Annotated in this window: 19 protein-coding genes; 8 read left to right on the plus strand and 11 right to left on the minus strand. The window is 61.7% G+C overall.

Annotated elements, in window-relative coordinates:
- Window positions 1-107: 107 nt before the first annotated feature.
- The 3 genes from AC07V4_RS02465 to AC07V4_RS02475 are packed head-to-tail and all read right to left on the minus strand — an operon-like array spanning window position 108 to window position 2,259.
- On the minus strand, window positions 108-695 hold the full coding sequence (locus AC07V4_RS02465; RefSeq protein ID WP_431750075.1) for a YggT family protein: 588 nt from the start codon (window positions 693-695) through the stop codon (window positions 108-110).
- Window positions 696-720: 25 nt separating this feature from the next.
- Window positions 721-1,539 carry a pyrroline-5-carboxylate reductase gene (proC, locus tag AC07V4_RS02470; protein WP_492634966.1) on the minus strand — a complete coding sequence of 273 codons (819 nt, stop codon included), beginning with the start codon at window positions 1,537-1,539 and terminating at the stop codon, window positions 721-723.
- A gap of 33 nt (window positions 1,540-1,572) precedes the next feature.
- Window positions 1,573-2,259 (minus strand): YggS family pyridoxal phosphate-dependent enzyme, encoded by a 687-nt coding sequence (locus AC07V4_RS02475; protein WP_492634965.1) that lies wholly within the window; start codon window positions 2,257-2,259, stop codon window positions 1,573-1,575.
- A gap of 57 nt (window positions 2,260-2,316) precedes the next feature.
- Here AC07V4_RS02475 and AC07V4_RS02480 point away from each other — a divergent pair, with 57 nt between their 5' ends.
- Window positions 2,317-3,348, plus strand: coding sequence for a type IV pilus twitching motility protein PilT (locus AC07V4_RS02480; protein WP_492634964.1), 1,032 nt, complete (start codon window positions 2,317-2,319; stop codon window positions 3,346-3,348).
- Between the two features lie 147 nt (window positions 3,349-3,495).
- Here AC07V4_RS02480 and AC07V4_RS02485 read toward each other — a convergent pair whose 3' ends face one another.
- Entirely contained in the window at window positions 3,496-4,131 is a 636-nt protein-coding gene (locus AC07V4_RS02485; protein ID WP_492634963.1) for a C40 family peptidase, read from the minus strand.
- A gap of 250 nt (window positions 4,132-4,381) precedes the next feature.
- On the opposite strand from AC07V4_RS02485, the gene AC07V4_RS02490 reads away from it, so the two are divergent.
- On the plus strand, window positions 4,382-4,810 hold the full coding sequence (locus tag AC07V4_RS02490) for an NINE protein (RefSeq protein WP_431750080.1): 429 nt from the start codon (window positions 4,382-4,384) through the stop codon (window positions 4,808-4,810).
- A gap of 151 nt (window positions 4,811-4,961) precedes the next feature.
- On the opposite strand, the gene AC07V4_RS02495 is transcribed toward AC07V4_RS02490, so the two are convergent.
- The 7 genes from AC07V4_RS02495 to gshB form a co-directional block, all read right to left on the minus strand.
- The gene (locus tag AC07V4_RS02495) at window positions 4,962-6,233 is read right to left on the minus strand and encodes a dihydroorotase (RefSeq protein WP_492634962.1); all 1,272 of its coding nucleotides are present in this window, start codon (window positions 6,231-6,233) and stop codon (window positions 4,962-4,964) included.
- Window positions 6,230-7,234 carry an aspartate carbamoyltransferase catalytic subunit gene (locus AC07V4_RS02500; RefSeq protein WP_338574510.1) on the minus strand — a complete coding sequence of 335 codons (1,005 nt, stop codon included), beginning with the start codon at window positions 7,232-7,234 and terminating at the stop codon, window positions 6,230-6,232. The genes AC07V4_RS02495 and AC07V4_RS02500 overlap by 4 nt, the downstream gene beginning before the upstream one ends.
- Before the next feature lie 24 nt (window positions 7,235-7,258).
- Window positions 7,259-7,765, minus strand: a complete 507-nt coding sequence (gene pyrR, locus AC07V4_RS02505; protein ID WP_069078480.1) for a bifunctional pyr operon transcriptional regulator/uracil phosphoribosyltransferase PyrR — start codon at window positions 7,763-7,765, stop codon at window positions 7,259-7,261.
- A gap of 71 nt (window positions 7,766-7,836) precedes the next feature.
- Window positions 7,837-8,274 (minus strand): Holliday junction resolvase RuvX, encoded by a 438-nt coding sequence (ruvX, locus tag AC07V4_RS02510; RefSeq protein WP_003195067.1) that lies wholly within the window; start codon window positions 8,272-8,274, stop codon window positions 7,837-7,839.
- Window positions 8,274-8,843: a YqgE/AlgH family protein gene (locus tag AC07V4_RS02515; protein WP_431750082.1), complete on the minus strand. Its 570-nt coding sequence runs from the start codon at window positions 8,841-8,843 to the stop codon at window positions 8,274-8,276. The genes ruvX and AC07V4_RS02515 overlap by 1 nt, the downstream gene beginning before the upstream one ends.
- Before the next feature lie 67 nt (window positions 8,844-8,910).
- The gene (locus tag AC07V4_RS02520) at window positions 8,911-9,816 is read right to left on the minus strand and encodes an energy transducer TonB (RefSeq protein ID WP_492634961.1); all 906 of its coding nucleotides are present in this window, start codon (window positions 9,814-9,816) and stop codon (window positions 8,911-8,913) included.
- A 77-nt stretch (window positions 9,817-9,893) separates the two neighbouring features.
- Window positions 9,894-10,847, minus strand: a complete 954-nt coding sequence (gene gshB / locus AC07V4_RS02525; RefSeq protein WP_016976046.1) for a glutathione synthase — start codon at window positions 10,845-10,847, stop codon at window positions 9,894-9,896.
- Between the two features lie 239 nt (window positions 10,848-11,086).
- On the opposite strand from gshB, the gene pilG reads away from it, so the two are divergent.
- From pilG to AC07V4_RS02555, 6 genes are all read left to right on the plus strand, one after another.
- A complete protein-coding gene (gene pilG, locus AC07V4_RS02530) occupies window positions 11,087-11,494 on the plus strand; it encodes a twitching motility response regulator PilG (protein ID WP_492634960.1) in 408 nt (135 codons plus the stop codon).
- Between the two features lie 46 nt (window positions 11,495-11,540).
- On the plus strand, window positions 11,541-11,906 hold the full coding sequence (gene pilH / locus AC07V4_RS02535; RefSeq protein WP_016972941.1) for a twitching motility response regulator PilH: 366 nt from the start codon (window positions 11,541-11,543) through the stop codon (window positions 11,904-11,906).
- A gap of 12 nt (window positions 11,907-11,918) precedes the next feature.
- Window positions 11,919-12,443 (plus strand): chemotaxis protein CheW, encoded by a 525-nt coding sequence (locus tag AC07V4_RS02540; protein WP_492634959.1) that lies wholly within the window; start codon window positions 11,919-11,921, stop codon window positions 12,441-12,443.
- A complete protein-coding gene (locus AC07V4_RS02545) occupies window positions 12,440-14,491 on the plus strand; it encodes a methyl-accepting chemotaxis protein (protein WP_492634958.1) in 2,052 nt (683 codons plus the stop codon). The genes AC07V4_RS02540 and AC07V4_RS02545 overlap by 4 nt, the downstream gene beginning before the upstream one ends.
- Before the next feature lie 184 nt (window positions 14,492-14,675).
- Window positions 14,676-20,495: a hybrid sensor histidine kinase/response regulator gene (locus AC07V4_RS02550; protein ID WP_492634957.1), complete on the plus strand. Its 5,820-nt coding sequence runs from the start codon at window positions 14,676-14,678 to the stop codon at window positions 20,493-20,495.
- A complete protein-coding gene (locus AC07V4_RS02555; protein ID WP_492634956.1) occupies window positions 20,488-20,943 on the plus strand; it encodes a chemotaxis protein CheW in 456 nt (151 codons plus the stop codon). Before AC07V4_RS02550 ends, AC07V4_RS02555 begins: the two co-directional genes overlap by 8 nt.
- Window positions 20,944-20,975 lie beyond the last annotated feature (32 nt).

Raw genomic sequence — 20,975 nt, forward strand, 5'->3', positions numbered from 1 at the left:
AAAATGTGGGAGGGGGCTTGCCCCCGATAGCGGAGCGTCAGTCGGCATCTATTTGACTGATCCATCGCCATCGGGGGCAAGCCCCCTCCCACAGGGTTTACTGCATTTCAGATCAGGCCGAACAGTTCCTTCGGCATGAACGCATAGAAGGCCAAGCGTGGGATCACCCAGCTTTGCAGCAACTGGATCGCGATAAACGCGAAGATCGGCGAGATATCCAGGCCGCCCAGGTTGGGGATCAAGCGACGGAACGGCGCCAGCACCGGCTCGGTGATCTGGTACACCAGCTCGGCGCCCGGGCTACGGCTGCCGGGTGCGACCCACGACAGGATCACGCTGATGATCATCGACCAGAAGATGATCTTCAAAAACAGCGAGAAAATGCCGATCAGGCCCCACGGCAACAGCAGCACGGTGTTGGCCTGGTAGCCGTTGAGCAGCAGGATCACCGCGAACAGCAGGATTTGCAGGAGCAGCGCCAGCACCAGCGACGACATGTCCAGGCCGAACATGCTCGGGATCACCCGGCGCAATGGCTTGAGCAGCGGCTGGGTGGCTTTCACCACGAACTGGCAGAGCGGGTTGTAGAAGTTCGCCCGCACCAGTTGCAGGATAAAACGCATCAGCACGATCAGCAGGTACAGGCTGCCCAGGGTCTGGATGATGAAAATGGCAGCGTCATTGATTCCGAGCATGTTTGTTTCCTAATGTAGGGGACGACTATTTGCCCAGCTGTTCGGCCATTTCGGCCGAACGATGTGCTGCGGCACCCAGTGCTTTTTCCACCAGGGCTTCAAAGCCCCCGGCCTGGAACGATTCGATGGCGGCCTGCGTGGTGCCGCCTGGAGAGGTGACACGACGGCGCAACTCGGCGGCATCCACATCGCTGCCCACTGCCATGTGCGCCGCACCCAGGGCGGTTTGCTCGGCCAGTTGCTCAGCGACTTCGTGAGACAGGCCCAGTTTTACACCGGCAGCGGTCATCGCTTCGATCAACAGGAAGAAATACGCCGGGCCGCTGCCGGATACGGCGGTGACGGCATCCAGCTGTTGTTCCTGTTCCAGCCACAGGGCGGTGCCCACGGCGGATAACAGCGCTTGAGCCTGGTCGCGTTGTTCGGCGCTGACCTCGGACGTGGCGTACAGGCCGCTCACGCCCTGGCGCAGCAGCGCCGGGGTGTTGGGCATGCAGCGCACGATGGGCTGGGCACCGAGCCAGTTGTTCATGCTGGCGCACGTGATGCCGGCGGCAATCGATACCACCAGTTGGTGCGGCTGCAGGCTTGGGCGCAGGCTCTCGCATACGGCCTTCATGGCCTGCGGCTTGACCGCCAGCACGATGACGTCGACGCCATGGATGGCTTCGGCGTTGTCGGCGAACGTTTCGATACCGTGTTCGGCGCTGACGCGGGCGCGGGTGTCGGCACCTGGGTCGCTGGCACGGATCTGCCCAGCTTCCAGGCCCTTGGCCCGCAGGCCGCCGATCAGGCTGGCCGCCATGTTGCCGGCGCCGATAAAGGCAATACGCGTGTTGCTCATGACAGGTCCCTATTCAGAAAGAAGTCAGCCATTTCACGGCTGACCGTAGTCGCGCGCACCAAACAGGGCGGTACCGATCCGCACCCAGGTGGCGCCTTGGGCGATGGCCGACTCAAGGTCGTGGCTCATGCCCATGGAAAGTGTGTCCAGCGGCAGGTTCAAGCTGGCCTGCAGGTCTCTTACGGTGGCGAACGCCGCATCTTGCGCAGCGCGGTCTTCAGTCGGCTCAGGGATCGCCATCAAGCCCCGCAGCTTCAAGCGCGGCAGGGCGCTGATGGCATTGGCCAGGGCCGGCAGGTCGGCGGGCGTGCAGCCGGACTTGCTGGCTTCGCCACTGACGTTGACCTGGATGCAGATGTTCAGCGGTGGCAGGTCGGCCGGGCGTTGTTCGGACAAGCGTTGTGCGATTTTCAAGCGATCCACGGAATGCACCCAAGCGAAGTTCTCGGCGATAGCGCGCGTCTTGTTCGATTGAATGGGGCCGATGAAGTGCCAACTCAAGGGCAGGTCGGTTAATTCGACCTGTTTGCCCAGGGCTTCCTGCAGGTAGTTTTCGCCAAAGTCGCGCATGCCGGCGGCAAAGGCTTCGCGCACGGCTTGCGCGGGTTTGGTCTTGCTCACGGCCAGCAGGTGGATGCTGTTTTCGTCACGTTGCACGGCGTGGGCCGCGGCACGGATCCGCTCGCTAACCAAGCCAATGTTGTCTGCTATCGTCGACATTCAAGATGCGCCCGTGGATATGGAGTCCGCGGCATTCTACTGGAAATGGAAAGCCCTATGGATATCACTGAACTGCTGACAGCCGGCGTGTCCCGTGGCGCCTCAGACCTGCATTTGTCCGCTGGCCTGGCGCCTATGCTGCGAATCGATGGCGAGGTCTGGCCCCTGGATGAAACGGTACTTTCGCCACCGCAAGTCGCGGACTTATTGAGCCCTTTGCTCAATCAACACCAACAAAAGGATTTCGAAACATCTCTTGAAACGGATTTTGCCTTTGAGTTGCCCGGCGTGGCGCGCTTTCGGGCCAATGTATTCCGGCAGGATCGGGGTATGAGCGCGGTGTTTCGCACCATTCCCGAGGTGCGGAGCCTGGAAAGCCTGGGGCTTGGGGAGGTGTTCCAGCGTATCGCTCAATTGCCCCGTGGCCTGGTGCTGGTGACCGGGCCGACCGGGTCCGGCAAGTCCACCACACTGGCGGCGATGATCGACCACCTCAACCAGCATCGGCGCCAGCACATCCTCACCCTCGAAGACCCCATCGAATTTATCCACAAGCCCAAACTGGCGCTGATCAACCAGCGTCAGGTGCTTCGCGACACCCACAGCTTCTCGGTGGCTCTGCGTTCGGCGTTGCGTGAAGACCCGGATGTGATTCTGGTGGGGGAACTGCGCGACCTGGAAACTATTCGCCTCGCGCTGACAGCGGCTGAGACCGGGAACTTGGTATTGGGCACCTTGCACACGGCTTCGGCGGCAAAGACCGTGGACAGGCTGGTGGACGTGTTCCCTGCGGGGGAAAAAGCGATGGTGCGCTCGATGCTGTCGGAATCGCTGCAGGCAGTGGTTTCACAGGTGCTTGTGAAGAAGATCGGCGGCGGGCGGGTGGCGGCTCACGAGATCATGTTGGGTACGCCGGCGATTCGTAACCTGATTCGTGAGGACAAGGGTGCACAAATGGTTTCGGCGATCCAGACGGGTGGGGCATTGGGGATGAAAACGCTGGATATGAGCTTGAAGGCGTTAGTCGCAGAAGGGCTTATCAGCCGGGAGGATGCACGGGAGAAAGCGAGGGTGCCGACAGATTTCTAAAAGATGCTGATATCAGTGTGGGAGCTGGCTTGCCTGCGATAGCTGTGTGTCAGCTTGCACAAATGTTGCCTGGCAGTCTGCTATCGCAGGCAAGCCAGCTCCCACATTGGGTGGTATTCCAAATTAGGGAGCCGGGTGCTTGTCAGATCAGCGTTGTACTACCCGCAGGTTGTTCTGCTCTTTGGGCAGAACCCGCTTGGCAATCACGTAGTTCTTGTCCCAGAACGGTTTCTTCAGTGTGTCGATGCTCACCGACTTGCCACGACGCGGTGCGTGGATGAAACGGTCGTTGCCCAAGTAGATGGCTACGTGATTGACCTGGCGGCTCTTCAACTTGAAGAACAGCAGGTCGCCCGGTTTCAGATCCTTGCGGTCGACCTTCAACCCGTGACCAGCGGCCATGGCGTTGGAGGTGCGTGGCAAATCCACCGCTTTGACGTCGTTAAACGCATATTTCACCAAACCGCTGCAGTCGAACCCTTTACTTGGGCTGCTGCCGCCCCAACGATAAGGAGTACCGAGCACGTTGACGGCGCGGCTGAGGACATTGCTGCTTTGCTTGGTGTTAACGGCCAGCTGGGAGTGAAGCGCTTTACCGTGGGCCTTGCCCACTTGAGTCGGGCGGTTCACGGTCAGCTTTGCCGATTTGGCAGTACTCGGTGTGCTGTGAACTTTAGGGGTGAAACCGTTAACGTTAGGAAGTCGTTGCTCACGATTGGTGGCGTGGGCGGCCAGTGGCATTAATAGGCAAATGGTTAGCCATGTCTTGAAAAATGGTCGCATTAGGCGTGGCTCTTATGGGTTTGCGCGCAACTTTATAACAGCTTTTTGTGCTGTTCTCAGGCCGTTTGTCGACTGAACCTTGGGGTCAAATACAGGAAAAGCGCGACGTTTTATCGCAATTGTCCTACAGAAGTCAGGCAGTACAAGGCTTTGAGGGGAGGGAAGATACCATTTGCCGTACGTCGGGCGCCCGTAAAAAAGTCACAAAGAAAATGAAAAAATTTATCTATCGAGGCAAAAGAGGTACTTCATGAACACCTATCGACAGGATGTTTCGCAGCAAGACACCCACAGCAAGGTGATTGGTTACCTGCTCTGGATTTTCGGTTTTACCGGTGCACACCGCTTCTACTACGGTAAACCCGTGACCGGCACGATCTGGTTTTTCACCTTCGGCTTGCTGGGCATCGGCTGGCTGATCGATCTGTTCCTGATCCCGGCCATGGACCGTGAAGCCGACCTGCGTTTTACCGCCGGGCCGATCGAATACAACGTGGCCTGGGTACTGCTGGCGTTCCTGGGTGTGTTCGGTTTGCACCGCATGTACCAGGGTAAATGGATCACCGGCCTGATCTACCTGCTGACCGGCGGCTTGTTCCTGATAGGGGTGCTGTATGACTTCTGGACGTTGAACACGCAGATTTCGATCCGCAATGCCGAGCGCAATAACGGCCGATAAGCCTACACCAATCAAGTGTGGGAGACGGCTTGTGTGGGAGCTGGCTTGCCTGCGATGCAGGCACCTCGGTGTATCAGACAAACCGAGGTGATGCTATCGCAGGCAAGCCAGCTCCCACATTGACCGTGCCCACATTAGAGGTGAGATTTTATCAGGCCTGGTAGGTAATCCGGCCGTCCACCAAGGTGTAGCGCACCGTCGCCGGCAGGCTATGACCGATGAACGGGCAGTTTTCACCCTTGGACAACCAGTGTTCCCCGGCCACCGTGGAGCTGGCCAGGTCAAACAGCACCAGATCCGCCGCCGAACCCACGGACAGCTTACCTGCCGGCAGGCGCAGGGCTTCGGCCGGGCCGGCGCCCAGGCGGGCCAGCAGCGTCGGCAAGTCGAGTAAACCGTCTTCCACCAACGTCATCGCCAGCGGTAGCAACAGCTCGACGCTGCTGATGCCTGGCTCTGTCGCGCCAAACGGTGCCAACTTGGCATCGCGTTCGTGAGGTTGGTGATGGCTGGAGATCGCCGACACCACGCCGGACTTCACCGCCGCACGCAAACCATCACGGTCGGCACGGGTGCGCAGTGGCGGTTGCACGTGATACAGGCTGGAGAAGTCGATCAGCGCCTCGTCCGTCAGAATCAACTGGTACAGCGCCACATCCGCCGTCACCGGCAAGCCACGGGCCTGGGCCTGGGCGATCAGGGCGACGCCCCGGGCACTGGTCAGTTGGCTGAAGTGCGCGCGCACGCCGCTTTGTTCCACCAGCAGCAGGTCGCGGGCCAGGGCCACGGTTTCGGCGGTTTCCGGAATGCCCGGCAAGCCGAGGAAGCTGGCGACGGCGCCTTCATGGGCCAGGCCGCCTTCGGCCAGGTCGTGGTCCTGGGAGTGGAAGATCACCGTCAAGTCGAAGGTGGCCGCATATTCCAGGGCTCGGCACAGGGTGCGGGTACTGCGGAAACTCTCCAGGCCGTTGCCGAAGGCTACGCAACCGGCGTCACGCAGGGCGATCAGCTCGGCGAGCTGTTCGCCCTCCAGGCCTTTGCTCAGGGCGCCGATGGGGAACACCTTGCAATTGCCGGCTTCACGGGCTCGATCAAGGATCAGCTCGGTCACCGCCGAAGTATCCAGGATCGGCTTGGTGTGCGGCGGGCAGCACAGGCTGGTCACACCACCGGCGGCGGCGGCGCGGGTTTCGCTGGTGATATTGCCTTTGCGGCTGTAGCCCGGCTCGCGCAGGGCGACGTTCAGGTCCACCAGGCCGGGCGCGGCCACCAGGCCCTTGGCGTCGATGGTCTCATGGGCGCTGAAACCGCTGGGCGCGGCGCCGATGGCGATGATCTTGCCGGCTTCCAGATGCAGATCGGTGACTTGATCCAGGCCACTGGCCGGATCGATGACTCGGGCGCCGAGAATGCTGAGCTTCACTGGGCGTTCTCCTGCTCGAATTGACGTTGTGCGGTTTGTCCGCTCATGGCCATGGACAATACGGCCATGCGCACGGCGATGCCGTAGGTCACCTGGTTCAAGATCACCGATTGCGGGCCGTCGGCCACTGCCGACTCAATCTCCACCCCTCGGTTGATGGGGCCCGGGTGCATCACGATGGCATCCGGCTTGGCGCCGGCCAGGCGTGCGGTGGTCAAGCCGAACAGGCGGTAGAACTCGCCTTCGCTGGGCAGCAGGCCTCCGGCCATGCGCTCGCGTTGCAGGCGCAGCATGATCACCACATCCACATCCTTGAGGCCTTCGGTCATGTCGGTATAGACCTTCACGCCGTATTGCTCGATGCCGATAGGTAGCAGGGTTTTCGGGGCGATCACGCGGATATCCGGGCAACCCAGGGCTTTCAGGGCCAGCATGTTCGAGCGCGCGACCCGCGAGTGCAGGATGTCGCCGACGATGGCCACCGAGAGGTTTTCAAAGCTGCCTTTGTGCCGACGGATGGTGAGCATGTCGAGCATGCCCTGGGTCGGGTGGGCATGACGGCCATCGCCGCCGTTGATGATCGCCACCTGTGGGCACACGTGTTCGGCGATGAAGTGCGCAGCGCCGGAGTCGCCGTGGCGTACTACGAACATGTCGGCGGCCATGGCTTCCAGGTTGCGCAGGGTGTCGAGCAGGGTTTCGCCCTTGCTCGCCGACGAAGTGGACACGTTCAACGTGATCACGTCGGCCGACAGCCGTTGGGCCGCCAGTTCAAAGGTGGTGCGGGTGCGGGTGGAGTTCTCGAAGAACACGTTGCAGATGGTTTTGCCGCGCAACAACGGGACCTTCTTCACCGCCCGACCGCCGACTTCGAGGAACGAGTCGGCCGTGTCGAGGATTTCGGTGAGCAGTTCGCGGGGCAAACCGTCGAGGGACAAGAAGTGTTGCAACTGGCCCTGAGCATTGAGCTGCAGCGGGCGCTTGGCATCTAGAGGCGTCATCGCGGGGACTCTTTACAAGGCGGTTTAAAGGGCGAGGTCTTGCAGTTCGAGTTCGAGCGGCGTGGGACCGGATAATTTTACTCGCTGGTGGGCCTCCAGGGACAGTGTGGCGCCGACCACATCCGGGCTGATCGGTAGTTCGCCAGCATCCAGGTCCAGCAGGCACACCAGCGTCACGCTGGCCGGGCGGCCGTAGTCGAACAGCTCGTTCATGGCGGCACGGATGGTACGACCGCTCATCAGCACATCGTCGATCAATACCAGGTGCTGGCCTTCGATCTCGAATGGCAGGGCCGAAGGGCGCACTTGCGGATGCAAGCCGTTCTGGCTGAAGTCGTCGCGGTAGAAGGACACGTCCAGCGTGCCCAGGGGCGAATCACTGCCCAGGGCTTCCAGCAACGCTTGGGCTACCCAGACACCGCCGGTGCGGATGCCGATGAAGCGTGGCTCGCTGATGGCACGGTGTTGCAGATGGGCCGTAAGGCTTGTCGCCATCTGGCTGATCAGTTCGGCGGGATTGGGCAGGCTCATGGGGCTCCTTCTAGGCCTTGCGCTGGCAAGGTCCGGGCTCAAACGTAAAAAGACGCGGCAAGCCGCGTCAGTCAGGATTCAAATAAAGCGGTGTTTTCGTCCAGCCAACCCTGCAGCAGCAAGGCGGCGGCGATGGCGTCCACGGGGTTGTCCCGGTAGCTGCCTTTCTGCCCGCCACGGTCACGGCGTTCACCTTTGGCTTCAAAGGTGGTGAGGCGCTCATCGTGGGTATAGAAGGGCAGGTTGTAGCGGCCATTGAGGCGGCGGGCGAATTTTTCGGCGCGCAGGCACATGTCGCTGGGGGTGCCGTCCATATTCAACGGCAGGCCGACCACGACAGCGTCGGGTTTCCATTCCTTGATCAGGGCTTCGACCTGGTTCCAGTCCGGCACGCCGTTCTGGGCTTTCAAGGTGCACAGCTCGCGGGCCTGGCCGGTAATCACTTGGCCGACCGCGACGCCGATCTGTTTGGTGCCGTAGTCAAAACCTAAAATCAGACGCAAAGCCATCAGGCGTGCCCCGCCTGGCTGGTCAGCAGGTTGAGGTTGATCCGCAGTTTGGCTGCTGCTGCGTCCAGGCGCAGTTCAGTGGGGGTGTTGAACAGGATGTCGGCGTCGAACGGGCACGTCAGCCAGGCATTACTGGCCAGTTCCGCCTCCAGTTGCCCGGCTTCCCAACCGGCATAGCCGAGGGTAATCACGCTTTGCTCAGGCCCGATGCCATCGGCGATGGCGAACAACACATCCTGGGAAGTAGACAGTGATACCCCTTCAAGGTCGACCGTGGCCTGGAACTTCGGCCCGGTGGGGTGCAGTACAAAACCGCGATCAGTCTGCACCGGCCCGCCGATGTAGATCGGTACGCCCTGGCAACGGGCCGGCGGCTCGACCTCCGGTCGTAGTTGCTCAAGGATATCGGCCAGGTTCAGCTCTTGCGGACGGTTCACCACCAGCCCCATGGCACCTTTGGCCGTGTGCTCGACGATGTAGGTCAGGGTCTGCGCAAAGTTCGGGTCGGCCATATGGGGCATGGCGATCAGGAATTGGTGCTTGAGATAGGTCGGGCTGACGTTTTTCATGTTTGATAGTGTGGCGTTGGAGGGGCGAACTGACAAGCTGGGGATGTGCGGCAGGCGGCAATTGTCATCAATTGCTGGACAACCGATCGCCCCTGGCGAACTTCCAGGTGCGGATGATTTCCAGACGGTCGATGTCGTTCAGGTCGCCGGTAAACGGTGCGAAGGGGGCAGCCAGGCGCACGATGCGCTGGGCGGCCTGATCGAGCAGCGGCTGGCCGGACGACTCCAGCACTTGCACTTCATATAACGAACCATCGCGATTGATCGACACCAGCAAGCGCAAATTGCCATAAATCTGCTGGCGCCGTGCCTCATCCGGGTAATTGAGGTTGCCGATGCGCTCGACCTTTTTGCGCCACTCGTCCTTATACCAGGCGCCTTTGTCGCGCATGGTCGAGGCGGCGTTCAGGCGATAGATGCGTGGGCGCTTGGCATACAGCTGTTGTTCGTTGGCCAGTTCCGCTTCCAGGCTGGAGATTTGGTCGGAAAGCTGCGAGCTGTCGAAGGTCGGCGCCGGTTTCGCCGGCTCGGGTTGCGGCTCGGTCTTGGTTTTTTCGCGCTGGGCCGGGGCTTTCTGCGGTTTGGGCGCGACGGTGGTCACGGCAGGCTTGGGTGTGGCCTGCTTGACCTCGGGCTTGGGTTTCGGCGGCGGGGTGACTTTATTCACCTTGTTGTCCTGGAACGGCGCCACTTCAGTGGTCTTGGGCACCGCTTTCTTGTCCAGGGTGCCGCTGCCTTGCTGGTTTTCCTGAGCGAGAAAATCGGCCTTCTCGGGCTTCTTTTCGCTCTTGAACGTAGCGAGGGTGATTTCCAGGGTCTTGGTGATCTGCTTGGGTTCGGCAAAGGTGAAACCCAGGCCGAGGAGCAACGCGAGGTGGATCAATGCTGCCAGGAACAGGGTGAATCCGAGCCGATCAGCCGGGCGCACGCCGCTGTGGGAGAGTTCTGGGGGCAGATCGGACGGGAGTGTCATGACAAGAAAACCAACATCGCGCTTTTCACAGGTGGCGCATGATAACGCAATGTTGGTACGTGTCCGGCTGTTCTATGTCACTTGGCTTGTAGCTTGCGTTCAATCGCTGCCATCAGCATTTCGCCGATGTTCGTGCCAAATGCATTGTCGATCTCGCGAATACAGGTCGGGCTGGTGACGTTGATTTCGGTGAGGTTTTCGCCGATGACGTCCAGCCCTACAAACAGCAGGCCTTTTTCGCGCAGGGTCGGGCCGACCTGGGCTGCAATCCAGCGGTCCTTGTCCGACAGAGGACGCGCTTCACCACGGCCACCGGCTGCCAGGTTGCCGCGGGTCTCGCCCGCCGCCGGAATGCGCGCCAGGCAGTAGTCCACCGGCTCGCCGTCGATCATCAGGATGCGCTTGTCGCCGTCCTTGATCGCCGGCAGGTAGGCCTGGCCCATGATCTGCTGGGTGCCCAGGGCGGTCAGGGTTTCCAGGATCACCGACAGGTTCGGGTCGCCGGCGCGGTGACGGAAGATCGACGTACCACCCATGCCGTCCAGCGGCTTGAGGATCACGTCACCGTGCTTGGCGGCAAATTCACGCAGCACGTCGGCGCGGCGGCTGACCACGGTCGGCGGTGTGCACTGTGGGAACAGAGTGGCGAACAGCTTTTCGTTGCAGTCGCGCAGGCTCTGCGGCTTGTTGACGATCAGCACGCCGGCGCGCTCGGCCTGCTCCAGCAGGTAGGTGGAGTAGACGAACTCCATGTCGAACGGCGGGTCCTTGCGCATCAGGATCACATCCAGATCGCTCAGCGGGCTGTCGATTTCGTCCGCCAGCTCGAACCACTTCTCAGGGTTGGCGAACACCTGCAACGGGCGCATGCGCGCGCGGGCCTCGCCGTCGCCCTGGTACAAGTCGCGCTGCTCCATATAGAACAGTGTCCAGCCGCGGGCCTGGGCGGCCAGGAGCATGGCCAGCGAGCTGTCCTTTTTATAGGAAATGCTGGCGATAGGGTCCATGACAATGCCGACGCGAACGCTCATGGGGGATTTCCTCTAGCAAATTAGGGCGCATAAAAGTGGCGTCAGAGTGGCGCTGCGGCTGTTGTGGGTCAAGGAAAAACCACCGGGCGGGCCGCTCGATAGATTGCGCCATGAGACTGTGCTAAAAAGACTGCCACGGCGCAGCAGCCCTTGAGTTCCAAGGCTTCTGGCGTTCATCCTGTGCAACATCAGGCAGTACACACCGAAAACCGATTCGCTGTGGCGATGGTAGAGCAGATATGGAACAGCATTCCCACGCCTTGAGAGTGATGGTGATCGACGATTCGAAAACGATCCGCCGCACCGCCGAAACCTTGTTGAAGAACGTAGGCTGCGAAGTCATCACGGCCATCGACGGTTTCGATGCCCTGGCGCGGATCGTGGATCATCACCCGCACATTATCTTTGTCGACATCATGATGCCGCGCCTGGATGGCTATCAGACCTGCGCGCTGGTGAAGAACAACCCGGCGTTCAAGTCGATCCCGGTGATCATGTTGTCCTCCAAGGATGGCCTGTTCGACAAGGCCAAGGGGCGTATCGTGGGTGTCGATCAGTTTTTGACCAAGCCTTTCAGCAAGGAAGAACTGCTGAGCGTGATCAAGGCCTACGTGCCTGCCTTCGCTGCAGTAGAACAAGCACACTGATACCGCCTCACAAGGGCCGGTGTCCACCAAAGTAATGGGGAAAACCATGGCACGTGTTCTGATCGTCGACGATTCGCCGACCGAAATGTACAAACTGACCGGCATGCTGGAAAAGCATGGCCACCAGGTACTGAAAGCCGAAAACGGCGCGGACGGCGTGGCCCTGGCCCGCCAGGAACTACCTGACGCGGTGCTGATGGACATCGTGATGCCGGGCCTCAATGGCTTCCAGGCCACCCGCCAGCTGTCCAAGGAGCCGGAAACCAACGGCATCCCGATCATCATCATCACCACCAAGGACCAGGAAACCGACAAGATCTGGGGCGCGCGCCAGGGCGCCAAGGACTACCTGACCAAGCCGGTGGACGAAGACACCCTGATCGCCACCCTGAACAAGGTGCTGGCCGGCTGACGGTTCACCATCATGACCGAGTCGCAAACCGCCTTCGAGTTGCTGCTGGACATCGACCGCCGCTGTCGCCTGCTGGCCGCCGACCTGCCGTCCCAGGAAACCCGCCAGCAGCGCTGGAGCGGGATCGCTTTCCGTGTAGGGTCAAACGGGTATGTGGCGCCCATGGGCGAAGTCGCCGAGGTGCTGCATGAACCGCGCTGCACCTTGATGCCGGGGGTCAAGCCCTGGGTCAAGGGCGTGGCCAACCTGCGCGGGCGCCTGCTGCCGGTGATGGACCTGGGTGGGTTCCTCGGCCTTGAACTGTCCAAGGCGCGTAAGCAACGTCGAGTGCTGGTGGTGGAATTCAACGACCTGTTTGTCGGGCTGCTGGTGGATGAGGTGGTGGGCATGCAGCATTTCGCGCAAGACGCATTAATGGCGATCGCCAACCCCGGCGCGCCGTTTATCCAGGGCCAGTTCGACGGCGACCCGCTGTGGCAGGTCTTCAGCCCCTTCGCCCTGGCCCAGGCCCCAGGCTTCATGGATGTTGCCGCATGACCACCGCTATCCCGCCCAAACCCCAGGCCGCATCGCGCAGCCGTGCGCAGATTATCGTGCTGTTTATCGCGTTGATCGTGTTCATCATGCTGCTGTTTGCCAACTTCGCCTATCTCAACACCCAATCGACCTACGACAAGCAGTACATCGGCCACGCCGGTGAATTGCGCGTGCTGTCCCAGCGCATCGCCAAGAACGCCACCGAGGCCGCCGCCGGCAAGGCAGCGGCGTTCAAGTTGCTGGGCGATGCGCGCAACGACTTCGCCCAGCGTTGGGGCTACCTGAAAAAAGGTGATACCGAGACGGGCCTACCGGCTGCGCCCCCTGCGGTGCGCGCCGAAATGCGCGCGGTGCAGACTGACTGGGAAGCACTGCTGAAAAACACCGACGCGATCCTCGCCAGCGAACAGACCGTGCTGTCCCTGCATCAAGTGGCCGCGACCCTGGCTGAAACCGTGCCGCAGTTGCAGTTGGAGTCGGAAAAGGTCGTCGACATCCTGCTGCAACGCGGCGCCCCGGCCAACCAGGTGGTGTTGGCCCAGCGCCAGTCGTTGCTCGCCGAGCGTATCCTGGGCGCGGTGAATACCGTGCTGGCCGGTGACGACACATCGGTACAGGCCGCCGATGCCTTTGGTCGAGATGCTAACCGTTTCGGCCAGGTGCTCAGCGGCATGCTCCAGGGTAACCCGGGCTTGCGCATCAGCCAGGTCGAGGACCACGACGCCCGCGCGCGGCTGGCGGAAATTGCCGAGCTGTTCGAGTTCGTTTCCGGCTCCGTGGATGAAATCCTCGAAACTTCGCCGCAACTGTTTCAGGTGCGGGCGTCGGCGAGCAATATCTTCAACCTCTCGCAGACCCTGCTCGATGAAGCCTCGCACCTGGCCACCGGCTTTGAAAACCTCGCCAGCGGGCGCAGCCTCGACACCATCGGCGGCTACGTGCTGGGCCTGCTGGCGCTGACCTCGATCATCCTGATCGGCTTGGTGATGGTGCGCGAGACCAACCGCCAGTTGCATGAAACCGCCGAGAAGAACGAGCGCAACCAGAACGCGATCATGCGCCTGCTCGACGAAATCGAAGATTTGGCCGACGGCGACCTGACCGTCACCGCCTCGGTGACTGAAGATTTCACCGGCACCATCGCTGACTCCATCAACTATTCGGTGGACCAATTACGCGATCTGGTGGCCACCATCAACCTCACCGCCGGGCAGGTCGCGGGTGCGGTGCAGGACACCCAGGCCACCGCCATGCACCTGGCCCAGGCCTCGGAGCATCAGGCCCAGCAGATCGCCGAGGCCTCCACCGCGATCAACCAGATGGCCCAGTCCATTGATCAGGTGTCGGCCAACGCTGCCGAATCTTCGGCGGTGGCAGAGCGTTCGGTGGAGATCGCCAACAAGGGCAACGAGGTGGTGCACAACACCATCCACGGCATGGACAATATTCGCGAGCAGATCCAGGACACCGCCAAGCGCATCAAGCGCCTGGGCGAATCGTCCCAGGAGATTGGCGACATCGTCAGCCTGATCGACGACATCGCCGACCAGACCAACATCCTCGCCCTCAACGCGGCGATCCAGGCGAGCATGGCCGGCGACGCCGGGCGCGGGTTTGCCGTGGTGGCCGATGAAGTACAGCGGCTGGCCGAGCGTTCGTCGGCGGCCACCCGGCAAATCGAAACCCTGGTGCGGGCGATCCAGGCCGATACCAACGAAGCCGTGATCTCCATGGAACAGACCACTACTGAAGTGGTGCGCGGCGCACGGCTGGCGCAGGACGCCGGAGTGGCGCTGGAAGAAATCGAAGGCGTATCGAAAACCCTGGCGGCGTTGATTCAGAGCATTTACAACGCGGCACAACAGCAGACGTCATCGGCGGGGCAGATTTCCCTGACGATGAACGTGATCCAGCAGATTACCTCCCAGACGTCGTCGGGCTCCACCGCTACGGCGGAAAGCATTGGCAACCTGGCGAAGATGGCCAGTCAGTTGCGGCGCTCGGTGTCGGGGTTCACTTTGCCGCCGCCAAAGCAGGTCGAAGATTGAAATGCTATCTCAGAAACACCCTGGAACCCCGGTGGGAGCTGGCTTGCCTGCGATAACGGTTTGTCAGGGCATGCATCTGCAGCTGACCCACCGCTATCGCAGGCAAGCCAGCTCCCACAGTTGATCTCTATCTGTCTGGAGATCTTGCACTACCAGCAACCCATGAATTCTTAGCGGAGCAGTTATGGTTGATCGGCACGACTACGTAGCCCTCGAATGGGTCAAGGGCGACATTGCCGAAACCCTGAAGCAGGCGCGTTCGGCGCTGGACACCTTTGTCGAAACCGGCGACAGCGACGCGATCGACGAGTGCCTGGCCGGCATCCACCAAGTGCATGGCGCGCTGCAAATGGTCGAATTCTACGGCGCGGCGTTGCTTGCCGAAGAACTTGAAGAACTGGCCCTGGCGTTCCAGGCCGGGCGCGTCAGCCAGCGCGATGAAAGCATCCGCCTGTTGCAGCAGGCCCTCGGCCAATTGCCGCTGTATCTGGATCGTGTCCACAGTGCCCGTCGTGATCTGCCCCTGGTCGTACTGCCGCTGCTCAACGACCTGCGCAGTGCGCGCGGTGAAAGCCTGCTGTCGGAAACCAGCCTGTTCAGCCCACAGCTGCTGGCGATTGCGCCGTTAACCGATGACGTCCTGGCGCAACGCACTTCGCCTGAGCTTCATGAGCAATTGCGCCAGTGGCACCAACTGCTGCAACAAGCCTTGGCCGGTCTGCTGCGTGAAGATCATGGCCCCAGTAACCTGGTGGACATGGCGCGGGTCTTCGCACGCCTCGAAGCACTGTGCCAGGGCGCGCCGCTGTTGCCCCTGTGGCAGGTCACCTCGGCGTTGGTCGAAGGCATGCTCACGGGCGTGATCGCCAACAGCCCGGCATTGCGCAGCCTGCTCAAGGCCAGCGACAAACAGCTCAAGCGCCTGCTGGCCCAGGGGATCGGAGGGATCAACCAGCCGGCGCCGGATGAATTGCTCAAGAGCCTGCTGTTCTACGTGGCCAAGGTCACTCGGCCAACGCCACGCATGCAAAGTCTCAAGGAGCGCTACGGCTTGGACGAAGCCCTGCCCGACAGCGCCGTGGTCGATGCCGAACGCGCACGCCTGGCCGGGCCGGATCGTGATGGCATGGGTTCGGTGCTCGGCGCTTTGTGTGAGGAGTTGGTACGGGTCAAAGAGCGCCTGGATCTGTTCGTGCGCAGCGACCGGCAGCACACCAGCGACCTTGATGCCTTACTGGCGCCGCTGCGGCAGATTGCCGATACCCTGGCGGTGCTGGGTTTTGGCCAGCCGCGCAAAGTGATCATCGATCAACTGGCCGTGGTGCTCAGCCTCGTCCAAGGGCAACGCGAACCCAACGATGCGGTACTGATGGATGTCGCCGGCGCCTTGTTGTACGTCGAAGCCACGCTGGCGGGTATGGTCGGCACCGTGGAGCCGGAAAGCCGCGAAGAAAGCCGCCTGCCCACCACCGACCTGACACAGATTCACCAACTGGTGATTCGCGAGTCCTGCCAGTGCCTGCGGCAAGCCCAAGAACTGGTCATCGATTGCATCGAAGCCCACTGGGATCGTCAGCGTCTGGAGTCGCTGCCGGAACTGCTGAGCCAGGTACGCGGCGCCCTGGCAATGATTCCTCTGCCACGGGCGGCGAGCCTGATGCAGGGCTGCTCGGATTACGTCGATGAACAGTTGATGGTCAACGACAGCCCGCCTTCCGAGGCGCAGTTGGGGCACTTTGCCGAGGTGATCAGCAGCCTGGAGTACTACCTGGAGCGTATGCTCCAGGACCCGGACGCGGCCGGTGAACGGGTGCTGGAGCTGGCGACCCAAGGCCTGGCCGCGCTCGGCTACCTGCCCGTCGAAAAACCTTGGCGCCAGGCGTTGGTTGCACCCGAGGGTGCACTGGCGAGTGAAATCACTCCCAGCCAGTCCCAGTTTGATGCGCTGGCCAACCCCACCTCGCGCTTGAACCCACCGGCCCTGCACCGCCCTGGCAGCCTGCTGCCACCGCCGGCCGATGAAGAGCCGATTGACGATGAGCTGCGCGAAGTCTTCCTCGAAGAAACCGACGAAGTCCTTGAGGTGCTGCGTCGCTACCTGCCCAACAGCGCCGATAAAATCGCCCAGGGCGAAATGCGCCGGGCCTTCCACACCCTCAAAGGTAGCGGTCGCATGGTGCGCGCCCTGGTCTTGGCCGAGCTGGCCTGGGCCGTGGAAAACCTGCTCAATCGCGTGCTGGAGCGCAGTGTCACCCTCGGCCCCGAGGTGCAACAGGTGCTGGATGAGGCGGTGGCCCGGCTACCGGAATTGATCGCCGACTTCGCCACCGGCAACCAACGCCAACGCGATGAAGTCGACGCCCTGGCCGCCCGTGCCCACGCCCTGGCCAACGGCCCGGCAGCCACTGCCGCCGAGCCCCATGACCCGATGCTGTTGGAGATCTTTCGCAACGAAGCCCAAAGCCATTTGGAAAGCCTTAACCACTTCCTGCAACAGGCCGCCGAACATGTGCCGCTGCAAGTCAGCGATGAGCTGCAACGCGCCCTGCATACGCTCAAGGGCAGCGCCTACATGGCGGGTGTGCTGCCTATCGCCGAACTGGCCCGGCCCCTTGATCACCTGACCCGCGAATACAAAGCCCATCGCCTGCCGCTGGACTTGGACGAAGTGGAGTTGCTGTTGGAAGCCGAGGGTTTGTTCCAGCACGGGCTGCGCGACTTGGACAGCGATCCCCTGGCGCCGATCAAAGGCGCGCAAGCGTTGATCAGCCGTACCCAACGCTTGCTTGATCAGCAACTGCAAGCGTTGCTGGACGCACCCAATACTGGCCTGCGTATCAAGCGCGACCCGCAACTGATCAGCAACTTTCTGGCCCAGGGCATGGATATTCTGCTCGACGCCGAAAGCCTGCTGCGTCGCTGGCAGCAGCACCCTGGCGAGCGCCAGGAACTGACGGCGCTACTGGATGAATTGACCACCCTGGGCGAGGGCGCGCACCTTGCCGATCTGCACAGTATTGACGAACTCTGCGAGGCCTTGCTCGACCTGTATGGCGCCGTGGAAGAGAGCAGCCTGGCGGTCAGCGAGCGGTTTTTCCATGAGGCCGAGCAGGCTCATGAAGCGCTGATCAACATGCTCGACCAACTGGCCGCTGGCCAGGAAATCAGCCCGGCACCGGCGCGGCTCGAAGCCTTGCGCGAGCTGTTGGATGAGGCCCTCGACCCCTCTGCCACCGGCCTGATCAAAAGTGACGGCAGCCGCGCCCTGAGCATCACCGAACTGGGCGCCGCGACTGCCACGCTGGGTCATGACACGGCCATGGACGACGAGATTGTCGAGATCTTCCTGGAGGAGGCCGTCGACATCCTCGACAGCGCCGGTCAGTCCCTCAAGCGTTGGCTGCTGGAGCCCGACGGTGCTGCGCCGTTGTCGTCCTTGCAACGAGATTTGCACACCCTCAAGGGCGGAGCGCGCATGGCCGAAATCGGGCCGGTCGGCGACCTGGCCCATGAGCTGGAAGGCCTTTATGAAGGTTTGGTAGACCGTCGCTACAGCTACTCCACCGAACTGTCCCAAGTATTGATGGCTTGCCACGAACGGCTGGCCTTGCAACTTGAAGAACTGCACCATCACCAGCCCTTGAGCGACAGTTCCGAGCTGGTTGCCAAGGTGCGTGCATTGCGCCAGGGCAGCGCTGCGAGTCCTGCCACGGCGGCACCGCCCGCCCAAGGTGCCGACCCTGAGCTGCTGGATATCTTCCTTGAAGAAGCCGCCGATATTCTCGAGAGCTCCAGCAGCGCGCTGGTGCGTTGGCAGGCCGAGCCGAATAACCGCCAGGAAGTGGAAACCCTGTTGCGCGACCTGCACACCCTCAAGGGCGGCGCACGCATGGTCGAGATCGGACCGATTGGCGACTTGGCCCACGAGTTGGAATTTCTTTACGAAGGTTTATCCGCCGGTCAACTGGCGCCATCCCCCGAGTTGTTCGCGTTGCTGCAAGGTTGTCATGACCGGTTGGCGCAGATGGTCGATGCGGTGGCGGACGGACTGCCGGTGGGCTCGGTGGACAAGCTCATCGGGCGGATCAAAAGCCTGGTACACCCCAGTGATGAGCCGTTAGTGCCCGTCGCGCTGGCCGGCGGCAAGACCGAAGCCGCTATCGATCCTGCGGCGGACATGGTGAAAATCTCCGCCGACCTGCTGGATGACCTGGTCAATCTGGCCGGCGAAACCTCGATCTTCCGGGGCCGTATCGAGCAGCAAGTCAACGACGCACGCGTCGCCCTCCACGAGGTGGAAACCACGATTGAGCGTATGCGCGACCAACTGCGCCGCCTCGACACCGAAACCCAGGGCCGTATTCTCAGCCGCCAGCAGGCCGAAGCCGAGCGCTTGGGCTATGAAGAATTCGATCCACTGGAAATGGACCGCCATTCGCAGTTGCAGCAACTCTCGCGGGCGTTGTCCGAGTCGGCTTCCGACCTGTTGGACCTCAAGGACACCCTCGACCGCCGTAACCAGGACGCCCATAACCTGTTGCAACAACAGGCCCGCATCAACACCGAGTTGCAGGAAGGCCTGATGCGCACGCGCATGGTGCCGTTCGAACGCATGGTGCCGCGCCTCAAACGCATCGTGCGGCAGGTGGCGGAGGAGTTGGGCAAGGACGTGGAATTCGTGGTCGGCAATGCCGAGGGCGAGATGGACCGCAATGTGCTGGAACGCATGGTGGCGCCGCTGGAGCACATGCTGCGCAACGCCGTCGACCACGGCCTTGAGTCCCGCGAAGCACGGCTGCTGGCCGGCAAACCGGAAAAGGGTCGCATCACCTTGGACCTGACTCATGAAGGCGGCGATATCGTGTTCGACATGCGCGACGACGGCGCCGGTGTGCCGTTGGAAGCGGTGCGGCGCAAGGCGATCAAGCGTGGCCTGCTCGACCCCAATCAAGAGATCAGCGACCGCGATGTATTGCAGTTCATCCTGCAGCCGGGCTTTTCCACCGCCGAAAAGATCACACAGATTTCCGGGCGTGGCGTGGGCATGGACGTGGTGCATGAAGAAGTGCGCCAGCTGGGCGGCTCGATGGTGATCGACTCGACACCGGGCGCGGGTGTGCATTTTCGCATTCGTCTGCCGTTTACCGTGTCGGTCAACCGGGCACTGATGGTGCAGTGTGCGGACGATCAATACGCGATTCCGCTTAACACTATCGAAGGGCTGGTGCGTGTATTGCCCCATGAGCTGGCCGGGCACTATCAGCAGGACCCGCCGCGTTATGAATACGCGGGGCAGTGCTACGAGTTGTTCTACCTGGGCGATTTGCTGCACACCGTCAGCCGTCCGAAACTGCTCGGCCAGTACCAGCCCGTGCCGGTGCTGCTGGTGCAATGCAACGAACGGCGCGTGGCGGTGCATGTGGACGCCATGGCCGGTACGCGAGAAATCGTGGTCAAGGGCCTGGGGCCACAGTTTGCGGGGGTGCAGGGCTTGTCCGGCGCGACGATCCTGGGTGACGGTCGTGTGGTGCTGATCATCGACCTACTTGCCCATATCCGTGCCCGGCAACCGGTCTTGCCGGCCCAGGTGGTCGATGCGCCGCTGATCCTCAACGATCCGCTGAAAAAGCGCCCGCTGCTGGTGCTGGTGGTGGACGATTCGGTCACCGTGCGCAAAGTCACCAGCCGCCTGTTGGAGCGCAACGGCATGAACGTGCTCACCGCGAAGGATGGCATCGACGCCATTGCGGTGCTCGAGGAGCACACCCCGGACTTGATGCTGCTCGACATCGAAATGCCGCGCATGGACGGCTTCGAAGTGGCGATCCAAGTGCGCAACGACCCGCGCCTGATGCGCCTGCCGATCATCATGATCACCTCGCGCACCGGCCAGAAGCACCGCGACCGTGCCATGGCCATTGGCGTCAACGACTATCTTGGCAAGCCGTATCAAGAGTCGGTGCTGCTGGAAAGCATCGCCTATTGGAGCAAATCCCATGCTTGACCACCGTGCCAGCCAAGTCACCGGCCTGCTGCTGCCCTTGGCCGACCGCCATCTGGTGTTGCCCAACGTCGCCATCGCCGAGTTGATCGACTACCAGCGCGGCGAACCGGCCAGTGATGCTCCGCCATGGTATTTGCGGCAAGTGACGTGGCGAGATCGGCAGTTGCCGTTGATCAGCTTTGAAGCCGTCTGTGGCGAGGCGATCATGGCGGGCGAGCGCTCGCGGATCGTGGTGCTGAATACGCTGGGCGGGCGACCGACATTGAAGTTCATTGCAATGGTGATCCAGGGGATTCCGCGTTCATACAAACTCGATAACCAGTTGAGTTATGTCGACGTGCCGTTGTGCCCACTGGAGCTGGCGGCGGTGCAGGTGGGGGAGCATGTGGCGAAGGTGCCGGACTTGATGGGGCTTGAGGCCTTATTGGTAGAGTCCGGCCTGGCCTGAATCCTTGTGAAAAACCAATGTGGGAGCTGGCT

This window comes from Pseudomonas sp. GW821-FHT03A09, from assembly GCF_059421065.1.

Excerpts from the sequence above, each read along its gene's own strand:
- AC07V4_RS02465 (WP_431750075.1), bottom strand. The coding sequence starts at position 695 with ATGCTCGGAATCAATGACGCTGCCATTTTCATCATCCAGACCCTGGGC.
- proC (WP_492634966.1), bottom strand. The coding sequence starts at position 1,539 with ATGAGCAACACGCGTATTGCCTTTATCGGCGCCGGCAACATGGCGGCC.
- AC07V4_RS02475 (WP_492634965.1), bottom strand. The coding sequence starts at position 2,259 with ATGTCGACGATAGCAGACAACATTGGCTTGGTTAGCGAGCGGATCCGT.
- AC07V4_RS02480 (WP_492634964.1), top strand. The coding sequence starts at position 2,317 with ATGGATATCACTGAACTGCTGACAGCCGGCGTGTCCCGTGGCGCCTCA.
- AC07V4_RS02485 (WP_492634963.1), bottom strand. The coding sequence starts at position 4,131 with ATGCGACCATTTTTCAAGACATGGCTAACCATTTGCCTATTAATGCCA.
- AC07V4_RS02490 (WP_431750080.1), top strand. The coding sequence starts at position 4,382 with ATGAACACCTATCGACAGGATGTTTCGCAGCAAGACACCCACAGCAAG.
- AC07V4_RS02500 (WP_338574510.1), bottom strand. The coding sequence starts at position 7,234 with ATGACGCCTCTAGATGCCAAGCGCCCGCTGCAGCTCAATGCTCAGGGC.
- pyrR (WP_069078480.1), bottom strand. The coding sequence starts at position 7,765 with ATGAGCCTGCCCAATCCCGCCGAACTGATCAGCCAGATGGCGACAAGC.
- ruvX (WP_003195067.1), bottom strand. The coding sequence starts at position 8,274 with ATGGCTTTGCGTCTGATTTTAGGTTTTGACTACGGCACCAAACAGATC.
- AC07V4_RS02515 (WP_431750082.1), bottom strand. The coding sequence starts at position 8,843 with ATGAAAAACGTCAGCCCGACCTATCTCAAGCACCAATTCCTGATCGCC.
- AC07V4_RS02520 (WP_492634961.1), bottom strand. The coding sequence starts at position 9,816 with ATGACACTCCCGTCCGATCTGCCCCCAGAACTCTCCCACAGCGGCGTG.
- gshB (WP_016976046.1), bottom strand. The coding sequence starts at position 10,847 with ATGAGCGTTCGCGTCGGCATTGTCATGGACCCTATCGCCAGCATTTCC.
- pilG (WP_492634960.1), top strand. The coding sequence starts at position 11,087 with ATGGAACAGCATTCCCACGCCTTGAGAGTGATGGTGATCGACGATTCG.
- pilH (WP_016972941.1), top strand. The coding sequence starts at position 11,541 with ATGGCACGTGTTCTGATCGTCGACGATTCGCCGACCGAAATGTACAAA.
- AC07V4_RS02540 (WP_492634959.1), top strand. The coding sequence starts at position 11,919 with ATGACCGAGTCGCAAACCGCCTTCGAGTTGCTGCTGGACATCGACCGC.
- AC07V4_RS02545 (WP_492634958.1), top strand. The coding sequence starts at position 12,440 with ATGACCACCGCTATCCCGCCCAAACCCCAGGCCGCATCGCGCAGCCGT.
- AC07V4_RS02550 (WP_492634957.1), top strand. The coding sequence starts at position 14,676 with ATGGTTGATCGGCACGACTACGTAGCCCTCGAATGGGTCAAGGGCGAC.
- AC07V4_RS02555 (WP_492634956.1), top strand. The coding sequence starts at position 20,488 with ATGCTTGACCACCGTGCCAGCCAAGTCACCGGCCTGCTGCTGCCCTTG.